This window comes from uncultured Paenibacillus sp., assembly GCF_963515335.1.
Taxonomy (GTDB): Bacteria; Bacillota; Bacilli; order Paenibacillales; family Paenibacillaceae; genus Paenibacillus_I.
The window spans coordinates 1-13,029 of the sequence record NZ_CAUPYC010000001.1 but is presented as its reverse complement, the minus strand read 5'-3'; the positions used below and the strand labels follow the sequence as shown (position 1 = coordinate 13,029).

Genomic DNA, 13,029 nt, shown 5'->3' with positions numbered 1-13,029 from the left:
GGCTTGCCGTTTATTCGGTAGGCCCCGATGGGGGGACGGTTTGGATGTCGAATTCGCCCTTGGGCGACCTGATCCACCGATGAAGATACCCTTGATCGTACAGCGCCTTGATCAGGATGACCAGAATCGGCGACAGAATGACGCCGGCGACGCCGAACAGCGACAGGGAGACGATCATAAACACCAGCATCGTATAGGCGGATACGCCGAGCGTGTCGCCGGTTATTTTCGGTTCGAGAATTTGGCGGGTCAGCAGCACGACGCCGAGAATGACGGAAAGCCAGATCGCCAAGGTCGTTTGTCCCGTTACGAACAGGTAGATGATCCACGGAATGAACACGGTGCTTACGCCGAGCAGCGGCAGCACGTCGGCGATCGCGGACAGGACGGCGATCGTGAATGCGTTGCCGACCCCAAGCGCCAGCAGTGCGACGAGCACGACCGCGAACGTGATCGAGATGAGAATGAGCTGTGACTTCAAATAACCGCCGATGCCGACGAGCACGTTGTCCTTCAGGAAGTAGAACGCCTTCTTGAAGGTGTTCGGCGTCTTGCTTCCGGCGGTCCTTTTCCACGTCTCGATCTCAACGCTCAGGAAGTAGGCCAAAATAATGCCGATCCCGAAATTGATGACGAACGCGGAGAACGAGGAGAGGAAGCCGACCAACCAGCCGAGCAAGCCGGCCGCGACGCCGGAGCCCCACTTCGTGATGGAGTTGATGACGTTCTGCGATTTGTCCACCACGTCGTCCGGGACGGCATTCATCTGGGCTTGCACCCAGGCAATGATGTCGGTGGCCTGCGCGGTGAGGGCCTCTTGATATTCGGGCAGCTTATTGATTAAACCGTTGATCTCGCTTGTGACCAGAATACCCGCGCCGATGAAAGCGCCGAGTATAACGACGGTGAAGAACAGGATCGCGACGGCCGAAGCGAGCGATTTCTTCAGGCCGATCCGGTTCAACCGCTTCGCGATCGGCTCAATGCAGGCAAAAATAAGGAAAGACAGGAAAACCGGAGTCGCAATGCGGTACAGGAAGCTGAACGTGAACATGATCAGCCAGACCGTCAAGGCGATGAGAGCGATGTCAAATGCGGTGCGCCAATATTTTTTGTAGAACGTAAGCATGCCGATTCCCCTTCCCTTCAATCTAATCCGATTGTACTATAGTTTTAGAAAACACGCCTATTTTTTATGAGGTTATGATACAATTAAGCAATGAGAAAAGCATCATGAGAGCGTTCAACTGTTGGCGCGCGATTAAGGGATGGTGGGGAAACTAGAGTATGGAGAGTATATTGCTGTGGGGTTTTTACTTATTGACCTTTTACGCGTTTCTCCCCGGCTTCGTCAGCCGAACGTTCGGTTTCCGCGTATTTAAGCGGGGACGGGCCGAACGCGAGATCGCGCTTACGTTCGACGACGGACCCGATCCGAGGTACACGCCCCTGCTGCTCGATCTGCTCGCGCGGTACGGAGCGAAAGCGACGTTTTTCGTTGTCGGGATCCATGCGGAAAAGCACCCGGAGCTGCTGACGCGCATGCAGGCCGAAGGGCATATCGTCGGGATTCATAATTACGTTCATAAGACGAATTGGCTGATGCGGCCGGGAGCCGTGAAAAAGCAGATTCACCGCACGTCCGATATCATCAAGAAGGCGACCGGGCAGCGGCCCGGCTATTACCGTCCGCCGTGGGGGATCGTCAATCTGTTTGATTTTTCCAAGCACGGTTATTTGCAAATTATTTTATGGTCGGCGATGTTCGGCGATTGGCGCAGCCGTGTGGGCGCCGGGCGACTGACCCAACGAATGATGAAAAAGCTGCGGCCGGGCGAGATCGTGCTGCTGCACGACCGCGGCACGACGTTCGGAGCCGACGAGGATGCGCCGCTCCAAATGCTGGAGGCGCTGGAGACCTACATGAAGGCGGGCCTCGACCGCGGCTACCGTTTCGTTACCGTTAAGGAGATGATTGCAGTGACGGATGAAGCGCGGAATGCCGTCGGCGCGGATAAGCGGACAGGCGGGGCAAGCGCAAGGAAACTCGGTTTTTTTAAACGAATGGCGGTTTCGGGGTGGATGGCCTGGGAGCGCTGCTTCAACGTGCTGTTCAGGATCGTCGATGTGGGCGACGGCGCGATTTTTCACTACCGGATCCGGCCATATTACGGGAAAACGCTTGTGCTGGCTGACGGGCGGACGATCGGGAACAAGGATAAAGTAATCGAGCTTCATTTCGATAATGAGAAGCTGCTGAAGGTGATGCTGAATTCCCGTTCCGTGCTGCAAACCGCGATTCAGCTCATTCGCGAGGTCGACAAGGCGCTTCCCAAGCTGGCCGCCCATATGGAAGGCCGCAGGGAATTCGACGAGGTCAAAGGCCTGTACGGCGTTAGCATGATGCACCGGGGGCCGGAAGCGTTTGGCTTCAGTGTGCTGGCTTTGCCGAAAGGGCCGTTCAGTTTCTTCACGCGCTATTACTTGCGCCTGCTGATGATGGTGCTGCACCCAAGCGGCAAGGAACGGCTGCGAGACAAGCAGGCGACGCTGGTGCCGCACATCATGGCGATGTCGATGGACGAATTCAACCGTCGCTACGTCACGGCAGGCGGTCCGCGGCAGAAGCTTTGGAAGGAACAGGCCGTTGGCGCGGAAGCCGGAATGTCTTTAAGAAGTTGATAAGCAAGCGGATATGGAGAATGATGCGCAAAAAAGAAGCCGCCCGGGCACAAATGCCCGGCGGCTTTTTTCGGATCGGTCAGATTTTCATGACGCCGCCCATGCTGGCGTTCGTTACGAGATGCGAATAACGCGCGAGGTAGCCGCGGGTGATTTTCGGCTCGAAGCCTTTCCACGCCGCGCGGCGCGCCGCCATCTCTTCGTCGCTGATCAGCAGCTCGATTCGGCGGTTCTCCAGGTCGAGCTCGATGATGTCGCCGTCGTTGACAAAAGCGAGCGGTCCGCCTTCGGCAGCCTCGGGCGAAATATGGCCGATGCTGATGCCGCGGGACGCGCCGGAGAAGCGGCCGTCGGTAATCAGGCCGACCTTCGCGCCGAGCCCCATGCCGACGATTTGCGACGTCGGAGCGAGCATCTCCGGCATGCCGGGACCGCCCTTCGGCCCTTCGTAGCGGATGACCACGACGTGGCCTTCCTTCACTTTGCCGTTCGCGATGCCGTGCAGGGCGTCGTCCTGCGAGTCGAAGCAGATGGCCGGGCCCTTATGGTAGCCGCCGACCGATTTGTCGACCGCGCCGACCTTGATGATGCAGCCTTCCGGAGCCAGGTTGCCGAACAGGACGGCGAGTCCGCCCCGCTCGCTATGCGGATTATCGAGCGTATGGATGACGTCCGTGTTCAGGATCGCATGGCCTTCCGCGTTCTCGCGCAGCGTTCTGCCGGTAACTGTCATTTGATCGCCGTGGAGCGCATCGGGCTTCTTGAGCAATTCGTTGATAACGGCGCTGACGCCGCCCGCGTTGTGCACGTCCTCGATATGCCAGTCGGACGCAGGCGCGATCTTCGCCAGGTGCGGCACGCGGTCGGCCACTTCGTTGATCCGGGAGATCGGGTACTCGAAGCCGGCTTCGCGGGCCAGAGCCAGCGTATGCAGCACCGTGTTGGTCGATCCGCCCATGGCCATGTCGAGCGCGAACGCGTTGTCGATCGATTCGATCGTCACGATGTCGCGCGGCTTCAGATCCAGCTTGATCAGCTCCATCAGCTGGCGCGCGGATTGCTTGACGAATTCGCGGCGTTCCGGCGCTACGGCCAGAATCGTGCCGTTGCCCGGCAGCGCGAGACCGAGCGCCTCGGCCAGGCAGTTCATGGAGTTGGCGGTAAACATGCCGGAGCAGGAGCCGCAGGTCGGACAGCCGTACTGTTCGAGCTCCTGCAGGCCTTTCTCGTCGATCTTGCCGGCCTGGTAGGCGCCGACGCCTTCAAAGACGCTCGAGAGCGAAATGGAGCGGCCGTCGGACGTTTTGCCCGCTTTCATCGGCCCGCCGCTGACGAAAATGGTGGGGATGTTGACGCGCAGCGCGCCCATCATCATGCCCGGCGTAATTTTGTCGCAGTTCGGGATGCAGACCATGCCGTCGAACCAATGCGCGTTGACGACCGTCTCGACGGAGTCGGCAATGATCTCGCGGCTGGCGAGCGAGTAGCGCATGCCGATGTGGCCCATCGCGATGCCGTCGTCGACGCCGATCGTGTTGAACTCGAACGGGACGCCGCCCGCTTCGCGTATCGCTTCCTTGACGAGCTTGCCGAATTCCTGCAGGTGCACATGCCCCGGAACGATGTCGATATATGAGTTGCAAACCGCGATGAACGGCTTGCCGAAGTCTTCTTCCTTAACGCCCGCGGCGCGTAAAAGACTGCGGTGAGGCGCGCGGTCGAAGCCTTTGGTGATCATGTCGGATCTCATTTTTTTAGCGGCCAAAACTGTTCCCTCCCATGTTCTTGTCCATAAGCTTGAGTTTATCACAATGAACGGGCATTTGCTAGATTGCCCGGCCCGCGACGGAGGTGCGAAACAATTGGAAACATGCAACCTTCAAGGCGTCATCTGTTTGTTGACCTCAAAACAATCCAGCCGTGTAAACTAATCTTAATTTATTATGTTATATTATCTTACATAAAATGATTTACTTCCTCCCCGACCGCTACTATAATGGTAGGAAACGATAAAGCGAGGTGCGAGAACATGCAGTTGACGGAGCGCGAAAAGGAGAAGCTTCTGGTGACGATCGCCGCCGATCTGGCGCGCCGCCGGCTGAACCGGGGCGTGAAGCTCAACTATCCCGAGAGCGTGGCGCTGATCACGTCGGAGATACTGGAAGGCGCCCGCGACGGCATGAGCGTCGCGGAGCTGATGGCATACGGGACCCGGATTTTGAAGGCCGAGCAAGTGATGGCGGGCGTGCCGGAAATGATCCATGAGGTGCAGGTGGAGGCGACGTTCCCGGACGGCACGAAGCTGGTTACGATCCATCATCCGATTGCGGGCTGACATCGCGCATCGCGCATTACGCGTTACGCATTACGCATGGCGCATGGCGCATGGCGCATTACAGGTTCGGCAACACATTCGGCGCGGAGAGGAGACGAAAGTGATGATTCCAGGGGAGTACCGTACAGCTTCGGGCGCGATCGAGCTGAATGCCGGCCGCAGGAAGCGGGAAATGATCGTCATCAATAAGGGCGACCGGCCGGTGCAGGTCGGCTCGCATTATCATTTTTTTGAAGTGAACCGGGGCTTGTCGTTCGACCGCGAGGAGGCGTTCGGCATGCGGCTCGATATTCCGGCCGGGACGGCCGTCCGGTTCGAGCCGGGCGAGGAGAAGCCGGTGAGGCTGACCGAGATCGGCGGGCTGAAACGGTCTTTCGGCCTGAACGGATTGACCCGCGGGGAAGCGGCCGGCGGCGCGGTGGGCGAACAGGTGCGCGAGAGGCTGAAGGCATGGGAAGGTGAGCGGAGTTGAGCGCCATGGATCGTAAAAGCTATGCGCAAATGTTCGGCCCGACGACCGGCGACGCCGTCAGGCTGGCGGATACCGAGCTGTGGGCGGAAATCGAGCGGGACTACACCGTCTACGGCGATGAATGCAAGTTCGGCGGCGGCAAGGTGATCCGTGACGGCATGGGGCAATCGAGCCGGGCGCTGCGCAGCGAAGGCGTGCTCGACACGCTCATTACGAACGCGGTCATCATCGACCATTGGGGCATCGTGAAGGCCGATATCGGCATTCGCGACGGCGTCATCGTCGGCATCGGCAAAGGCGGCAATCCCGACCTGATGGACGGGGTGGACGCCAAGATGGTCGTCGGAGCGAGCACGGAGGTGATTGCCGGCGAAGGGAAAATCGTAACCGCAGGCGGCATCGACAGCCATATCCACTTCATCTGCCCGCAGCAGATCGAAACGGCGCTGTCCTCCGGCGTGACGACGATGATCGGCGGCGGCACCGGGCCGGCTACCGGCACGAACGCGACGACCTGCACGCCGGGCGCGTGGCATATGCGGCGCATGCTGGAGGCGGCGGAAGCTTTTCCGATGAACCTCGGCTTTACAGGCAAAGGAAACGCCTCGTTCACGGGACCGCTCATCGAGCAGATCGAAGCCGGCGCGATCGGCCTCAAGCTGCACGAGGATTGGGGGACGACGCCGGCGGCGATCGATGCGTGCCTCCGGGCGGCCGATGCCTACGATGTGCAGGTCGCCATCCATACCGATACGCTGAACGAAGCGGGCTTCCTCGAGGATACGCTGGCCGCGATTGCCGGCCGTACGATTCATACCTATCATACCGAAGGAGCCGGCGGGGGCCATGCGCCCGACATCATCGTCGCGGCCGGCGAAGCGAACGTGCTGCCGTCCTCCACGAATCCGACCAGGCCGTTCACGGTGAACACGATCGAAGAGCATCTGGATATGCTGATGGTTTGCCACCATCTCGACAGCCGCATTCCGGAGGACGTCGCGTTCGCCGATTCCCGGATCCGGCCGGAGACGATCGCGGCGGAGGATATTTTGCACGATTTGGGCGTGTTCAGCATGATCAGCTCCGATTCGCAGGCGATGGGGCGGGTCGGCGAGGTGATCATCCGGACGTGGCAGACGGCGGACAAGATGAAAAAGCAGCGCGGCCCGCTGTTCCCGGACACGGCGAGCGACAATTGCCGCATCAAGCGGTATATCGCGAAATATACGATCAATCCGGCCGTCACGCACGGCGTGTCGCATCTGGTGGGGTCGCTCGAGCCGGGCAAATTCGCCGATCTGGTCGTGTGGAGCCCGATGTTTTTCGGCGTCAAGCCGGACCTCGTGCTCAAGGGAGGGAGCATCGCCTACGCGCAGATGGGCGATCCGAACGCTTCGATTCCGACGCCGCAGCCGGTGTTCGGCCGCCCGATGTTCGCCGCTTTCGGCAAGGCGAAGCATCAAAGCTCGATCACCTTCGTGTCGCAGGCGGCCTACGACCGCGGAATCGCGCAGGAGCTCGGGCTGCAGAAGCGGGTCGAGCCGGTCAAGGGCTGCCGAGGCATCGGCAAGAAGGACATGATCCACAACGATGCGACGCCGAAGATCGAGGTCGATCCGGAAACGTACCGGGTGACGGTCGACGGCGAGCCCTGCACGTGCGAGCCTGCCGAGTCGCTGCCGATGGCGCAGCGGTATTTTCTGTTCTAGGAGGTGGCCGCATTGTCTTCGCCTTTGCCTGTCATTCCGTGGCTGGCCATGCAGCAGCTGCTCGATTCGGCCTTGCCGATCGGCGGATTCTCCCATTCATTCGGGCTTGAGGCCATGATCCAGGAGGGGCGGATCTCCACCACGGAGCAGCTTGAACGCTATGCCGAGACGATGCTGCTGCAGAGCTGGGCGACCGGCGACGCGCTCGTCGTCAAAGCGGTCTATGAAGCCGCGGAGGCCGAGGATTGGGAACGGGCGTGGCGCATCGAGCGGCTCGTGCATGTCCAGCGGCTCGGGGCGGAGTCGCGCGGCGGCGTGGAGAAAATGGGGCGGCGGCTGCTGCGGCTTGCCGCCGGCATGCATCCGCAGCTCGACTGGGAGCCGCTGCAAGGGGCGTACCGCGCGGGCGCGTGCCTGGCGACGCATCCGCTCGTACACGGCTTCGCGTGCCTGCGGCTCGGCGTTCCGCTTGAGGTGGCGGTGCAGGGCTACTTGTACGCGTGCATCGTCACCTGCATCGGCAGCGCGCTTCGGCTCATGTCCATGGGACAGACCGAAGGCCAGGCGATAATCGCCCGGCTGGCGCCGCTGACGGAAGAAGGCCGGCGGATCGCCGAGTCGCTCGCGCCGGAGGAGGCCTGCAGCAATGTCCCGATGGCCGACATCATGACGATGCGGCACGAGACGCTTTATTCTCGCTTGTTCATGTCTTAGCACGGTCGGCATGTCGCTGGTTTAGTTCAGGTACGGATTCATTCACAAAGGATATGAAATGGAGGAATCGCTATGTGTCAAGGTTCGGGTTCGGGGCATCACCATCATGATTGGGAGCAGCCGGCATTCGACCGTTCGCGCCCGCTGCGGATCGGCATCGGAGGCCCTGTGGGCTCCGGCAAAACCGCGCTCGTCGAACGGATCGCCAAGTCGCTCAGCCATAAATACAGCATGGCGGTCATCACGAACGATATTTACACGGCGGAGGATGCGCGCATTTTGCTCAAAACCGGCTGCCTGCCGGAGGAACGGATCATTGGCGTCGAGACGGGCGGCTGTCCGCATACGGCGATCCGCGAGGACGCATCGATGAATTTCGAGGCGATCGAGGAGCTTGAAGCCCGCATCCCGAATCTCGATTTCATCCTGATCGAAAGCGGCGGCGACAACCTCGCGGCGGCGTTCAGCCCGGAGCTGGTCGACCGGTTCATCTACATGATCGACGTCGCGCAGGGCGAGAAAATCCCGCGCAAGGGCGGTCCCGGCATTATGCGCTCCGACCTGCTGCTCGTCAACAAGACGGACCTCGCACCGCATGTAGGCGCCAGTCTTGAAGTGATGGAGGAGGACACGCGAAAAATGCGCGGCGGCCGGCCGTATGTTTTCTCGAACTTATTCGGCGGCGAGGGCGTCGATGCCATCATGAACTGGATCGAACATGAGCTTGCGCATGCCCGCGGCGTCTCGCATTCCCACTGAAGGCGGGGAGCGGGACGGCCGCCGGACATCCGTGCTCAGCGCGTCGTTCGCCCTGCGCGGCGGCCGGACGATGCTCGAAGGCAAATATCAGACCGCCCCGGTCAAAATCGCCAAAACGTTCGACACCCCGCACGAGCTGGCCGCGATCGTGATGGACGCCTCGCCGGGCATGCTGGCGGGCGACCGTTACGCGTTCGATTGGACTCTGGCGGCCGGAACGCGGCTGTACGTCACGAACCAGAGCTACACGAAGGTGCATCCGTGCAAGCCGGGCACGGCCGCGGAGCTGACGCAGCGGTTCGTCGTCGGGGAGGGCGCTTGCGCGCAATCGATGATGGAGCCGATGATGCTGTACAAGGACGCGGACTTTAGGAGCGCCACCGAGGTCGAGCTCGGCCCCGGCGCCGTCTGGATGCAGTCCGAGGTGCTGTGTCCCGGCCGGCTGCTGCGCGGCGAATCGTTTCTGTACAGGCGGCTGGACAACCGGCTGACCGTCCGTTACGGCGGGGAGCCGATTTTCCGCAGCCGGCAGCTCGTGCTGCCCGCGCAGCAGCGGCTTGCCGCTCCCGGCGCTTGGGAGGATATGACGCATACCGGCACATTCCATGCGTTCTCCGATCGGATCACCCCGGCGGAGCTCGCGGCCGTGCGCGCGGCGCTTGAGGCGGGCGCCGGAGACGGTCCGGCGGCAATCGTTGCGGGCGCAAGCCTCACTTACCGCCACGGCTTGGCGGTCCTTGCTGCCGGGAGGACGGCCTGGCAGCTGCAGCGGACGCTGCATGCGGCGTGGTCGGCGGTGAGGCATTCGCTGGACGGCCTTCCGCCTTTTGCTTTGCATCAAAGGTAACGAAGCGAGCATGATCCGGGTTCCCGCTTATGGGAATCCGGATTTTTTTCGGCTCCGGCGGGCGGGCGAGTGAAATTTTACAATTAAATAGTTTAGTGCTAAAATATTTACTGGTATATCAAAGGATGAATGTGAAGGCAGGTGAATCATGAAGGACGAACGGAATAACGGCGGCAGCGGCGCGCCGGACGGAACTGGCCCCGAGTCGGTGACGGAAGAGGAACTGTCGAAGCTTGAGGATGCGTTTCGCGGCGTGCAGCGCAAGGTGGTGTCGGAGTGGAACAAAGCCGACCTGCATGGCCTGACCCATACCCAGGCGGGCATTCTCGTCAAGCTGGAGCGTTTCGGCCCGCAGAAAGCGTCGGCGCTGGCCGAGATGCTGTCCGTCACTTCGGGCGCGATTACCGGCATTGCCGACAAGCTGCTTGAGCTCGGATTCATTGTGCGCGACCGCAATGAGGACGACCGCCGGGTCGTGCAGCTCGGCATCACCGGCAGCGGGCGCGCTTTGGTCGAGACGATTATGGCGAAAAGACGGGAGATTCTGAACCGGATGTTCACGGGGCTGTCACGCGAAGAAATCGTGCAGTTGACGGCCATCTACGAACATATTCTGCGCAACATGGAACAAAATGAACAAAGACGCATGCCGGAATAGGGAGATGCGATTTAAGAAGGGAGCCGGTAAGGCGTGGAGCATTTGGACCATCGAAAAAAGATGACGATCATGTCGGCCGTCATCGCCGCGATGCTGTTCGCGGCGCTCAACCAGACGATCGTCAGCACGGCGCTCCCGAGAATCGTCGAGCGGCTGGGCGGGATGGAGTATTACAGCTGGGTGTTCACGGTGTTCATGCTGACCTCCAGCATAACGACCATTCTGGTCGGCAAGCTGTCGGATATCTACGGCAGGAAGCCGTTCATTCTGGTGGGCATCGGAGTTTTCGTGCTTGGCTCGCTGCTCTGCGGCCTGTCGGGCGACATCATTCAACTGATCATCTATCGCGGGATACAGGGTCTGGGCGCCGGCATGATCATGTCCACGGCGTTCACCGTGATCGGCGACCTGTTCGCGCCGCGCGAACGGGGCCGGTGGCAAGGGACGATGAGCGCCGCGTTCGGGCTGGCCAGCGTATTCGGCCCCACGCTCGGCGGGTATATCGTGGACAACATGGAGTGGCGGTGGGTATTCTGGGTATTCCTTCCTTTCGGGATCGTTGCCTTCGTCATGATCTGGGCGTTGTTTCCGAAGGTGCCGCGCAGGCAAGGCGAGACCGTCGATTATGCGGGCTCGCTGCTCCTGGCGCTGACGATGGTGCCCGCGCTGCTCGCCTTCTCGTGGGCAGGGACGAAATACGAATGGGATTCGGCGACGATTATCGGCCTGTTGCTCGCGGCAGCGGTCATGCTGGGTCTGTTCATTGCGGCGGAACGCCGGGCAAGCAGCCCGGTACTGCCGCTCGGCCTGTTCCGGAACAGCATATTTACCGTGTCGAATACGGCGAGCTTCCTGCTCGGCGCGGGCATGTTCGGAGCGATCATGTACATGCCCTGGTTCGTGCAGGGCGTGATGGGGACGTCCGCCACGATGTCCGGTTATGTGACGATGCCGATGACGCTCAGCCTTGTTCTCGGCAGCGCGGTCGGCGGGGCGATTACGACGCGCACCGGGAAATATAAGCTGCTCGCATTGGCGGGGGTCGTCATCATGATGGCCGGCATGTACCTGCTCTCCACGATGGGTCGCGGGACGTCGACCTTTGAGGCGATCGTGTATATGATCGTTACCGGACTCGGTTTGGGGATTGCCATGCCGGTGTTCACGCTGACCGTACAGAATGCGGTCGAGCAGCGCTTGCTGGGCGTGGCGACCGCCTCGTCCCAGCTGTTCCGTTCGCTTGGCGGCACGATCGGCGTCTCGGTCATGTCGACCGTGCTGGCGAACCGTCTGGCTTCCCGCATGATGGAAAAGGGCGCCGCTACAGGGTCGGCCGGCTTGCCCAAGGAATTGCCGCCTGAAGCGGCCAAGGCGTTCGAGGCGCTGCGCGATCCGCAGGCGCTGCTCGATCCGGGCAAGCTGGACAAGCTTCGGGAAGGTCTTCCTGCCGACCTGCAAGCGGTCTTTGCCAATCTCGTGGAGACGCTGCGCGATGCGCTGAGCTATGCACTGACCGGCGTGTTCTTCACAGGCGGCGTCGTGATGGCGGGGGCGTTGCTGCTGACGCTGTTCCTGAAGGAGATTCCGCTCCGCAGCGCCCGCAAGCCAAATGCTTCCGAAGCGGCCCCAGCGCCCGCAGGGGCAGGGCGGCGGAATGCGGAGCAGTCCTGATTGGTGACAGCCCATGGATAACTGTACGAGCTTCAGCTCGGTTGTCCCTCTTCTCGACCAGGGATGGGTCGAGCTGCGCATAGACGGGAAAGCCGTCGCCGCGTACGGTGCAAGGAAGCTATAAGTTTGCGAAAAAACGGCTGCGCTTCGGCAGGTAAATCTGCAGAAGCGCAGCCGCTCGATTATGGGGGTCAGTGATTGTTGCCGGAGGCATTGCCTTTCTTGTCGGACGTTCTGGTCGTTGTATTCTGACGGCCGTGGCCTTGCTGTTTGCCCATGCGCACACCTCCCTTCGCCGCCTCTCTAGTTTGCACATCGAAGCAGCGGGCATACAAGGGGAGGCGCAGGCTGCGGACGAACTGCCCCCGGCGAGCAGCTCCAGACAGGCGCGCGTCAGCTTCGCCTCCGCTTCCGCCGACTGGTAAGGATCGGTGGCCGTCCCGATCGCCACATGCGACCGCCGGAGCGCGTCTCCGCGCGTTCGGGCCAAACGCTTCAATTGGGCGGACAGCGCTTCCGCCGCGTTGCTTTTGACGAGAATCCGGTTCTGGAACGTGTCGTCGGCGCCGAGGCCGAGAAAGGCGTGCGTCGAACGGGCGTAGCAGAAGCTGCAGCCGTGCCGGCAGCCGCGGTAAGGGTTGATCGACCAGTCGAACGGCATCGACGGGGCCTTTACGGCATTGAGGACGGTTTTGGCCTGTATCGTTTCATAGTGCGCTGTCTGTTTCGTCGTCATGGCTGATGCACCGGCTTTCCTATGGAATCAGAACAAATGTTCCTATCCCAATTTAACACATTCACGCCGCCGGTGAAAGCGGCTGTTATTTCCAATCGGGACGGCGGAGATTCTTGCTTTTTTGAGCGTATATCTTTACAATCCTCATTACCGATGTTCGAAATAGAAGCGGGGGATGACCGCATGACAGCCAGCTCCTTAATCGCGATCGACTCCAGGCCGGTCGAGCATTTGCGTCTGCCGGACGGCTTTTTGTCGCTGCTGACGGGGACGGTGCTGCGGCTGTACGGCGAACGGATTTGCTGGGGGAAGCTGCCGTCCGACAAGCCGTTTTTCGTTGCCGCTTATTTTCTTCCGTCGCTTACTTATTATGTCTCGGCGTTGGTGGATCCATGACCTATGCAGTTCAAGTCAGTAACTGGTAATCAGTCATTACGCCAAAATTG

At 60.8% G+C, this 13,029-nt stretch carries 12 protein-coding genes and 1 pseudogene; 10 read left to right on the top strand and 3 right to left on the bottom strand.

The features are described 5' to 3' along the window. Positions 1-10 precede the first annotated feature (10 nt). Positions 11-1,129, bottom strand: coding sequence for an AI-2E family transporter (locus RWM61_RS00065; RefSeq protein WP_313995897.1), 1,119 nt, complete (start codon positions 1,127-1,129; stop codon positions 11-13). Positions 1,130-1,287: 158 nt separating this feature from the next. Here RWM61_RS00065 and RWM61_RS00060 point away from each other — a divergent pair, with 158 nt between their 5' ends. Next, positions 1,288-2,682 (top strand): polysaccharide deacetylase family protein, encoded by a 1,395-nt coding sequence (locus RWM61_RS00060; RefSeq protein WP_313995894.1) that lies wholly within the window; start codon positions 1,288-1,290, stop codon positions 2,680-2,682. Positions 2,683-2,761: 79 nt separating this feature from the next. Here RWM61_RS00060 and ilvD read toward each other — a convergent pair whose 3' ends face one another. After that, complete coding sequence (gene ilvD / locus RWM61_RS00055; protein ID WP_399537597.1) at positions 2,762-4,432, bottom strand: dihydroxy-acid dehydratase; 1,671 nt, start codon at positions 4,430-4,432, stop codon at positions 2,762-2,764. Positions 4,433-4,711: 279 nt separating this feature from the next. Between ilvD and RWM61_RS00050 the strand changes: the two genes are divergently transcribed. From RWM61_RS00050 to RWM61_RS00015, 8 genes are all read left to right on the top strand, one after another. Beyond that, positions 4,712-5,017: an urease subunit gamma gene (locus tag RWM61_RS00050; protein WP_313995888.1), complete on the top strand. Its 306-nt coding sequence runs from the start codon at positions 4,712-4,714 to the stop codon at positions 5,015-5,017. Between the two features lie 103 nt (positions 5,018-5,120). Continuing rightward, positions 5,121-5,489, top strand: a complete 369-nt coding sequence (locus RWM61_RS00045) for an urease subunit beta (protein WP_313996360.1) — start codon at positions 5,121-5,123, stop codon at positions 5,487-5,489. Continuing rightward, positions 5,486-7,198: an urease subunit alpha gene (gene ureC / locus RWM61_RS00040; protein WP_313995885.1), complete on the top strand. Its 1,713-nt coding sequence runs from the start codon at positions 5,486-5,488 to the stop codon at positions 7,196-7,198. The genes RWM61_RS00045 and ureC overlap by 4 nt, the downstream gene beginning before the upstream one ends. A 12-nt stretch (positions 7,199-7,210) precedes the next feature. Continuing rightward, a complete protein-coding gene (locus RWM61_RS00035) occupies positions 7,211-7,912 on the top strand; it encodes an urease accessory protein UreF (RefSeq protein ID WP_313995882.1) in 702 nt (233 codons plus the stop codon). Between the two features lie 72 nt (positions 7,913-7,984). Then, the gene (gene ureG, locus RWM61_RS00030; protein WP_313995879.1) at positions 7,985-8,671 is read left to right on the top strand and encodes an urease accessory protein UreG; all 687 of its coding nucleotides are present in this window, start codon (positions 7,985-7,987) and stop codon (positions 8,669-8,671) included. Further along, the gene (locus RWM61_RS00025) at positions 8,631-9,518 is read left to right on the top strand and encodes an urease accessory protein UreD (RefSeq protein WP_313995876.1); all 888 of its coding nucleotides are present in this window, start codon (positions 8,631-8,633) and stop codon (positions 9,516-9,518) included. Before ureG ends, RWM61_RS00025 begins: the two co-directional genes overlap by 41 nt. 148 nt (positions 9,519-9,666) lie before the next feature. Next, positions 9,667-10,176, top strand: a complete 510-nt coding sequence (locus RWM61_RS00020; RefSeq protein WP_313995873.1) for a MarR family transcriptional regulator — start codon at positions 9,667-9,669, stop codon at positions 10,174-10,176. 33 nt (positions 10,177-10,209) lie between these two features. After that, on the top strand, positions 10,210-11,847 hold the full coding sequence (locus RWM61_RS00015; protein WP_313995870.1) for an MDR family MFS transporter: 1,638 nt from the start codon (positions 10,210-10,212) through the stop codon (positions 11,845-11,847). Positions 11,848-12,214: 367 nt separating this feature from the next. Here RWM61_RS00015 and RWM61_RS20150 read toward each other — a convergent pair. Then, positions 12,215-12,583 (bottom strand): annotated as a pseudogene (locus tag RWM61_RS20150) (SPL family radical SAM protein); the annotation flags it as partial. A 183-nt stretch (positions 12,584-12,766) separates the two neighbouring features. Between RWM61_RS20150 and RWM61_RS00005 the strand changes: the two are divergent. Further along, positions 12,767-12,979 (top strand): hypothetical protein, encoded by a 213-nt coding sequence (locus RWM61_RS00005; protein WP_313995864.1) that lies wholly within the window; start codon positions 12,767-12,769, stop codon positions 12,977-12,979. Positions 12,980-13,029: the final 50 nt, after the last annotated feature.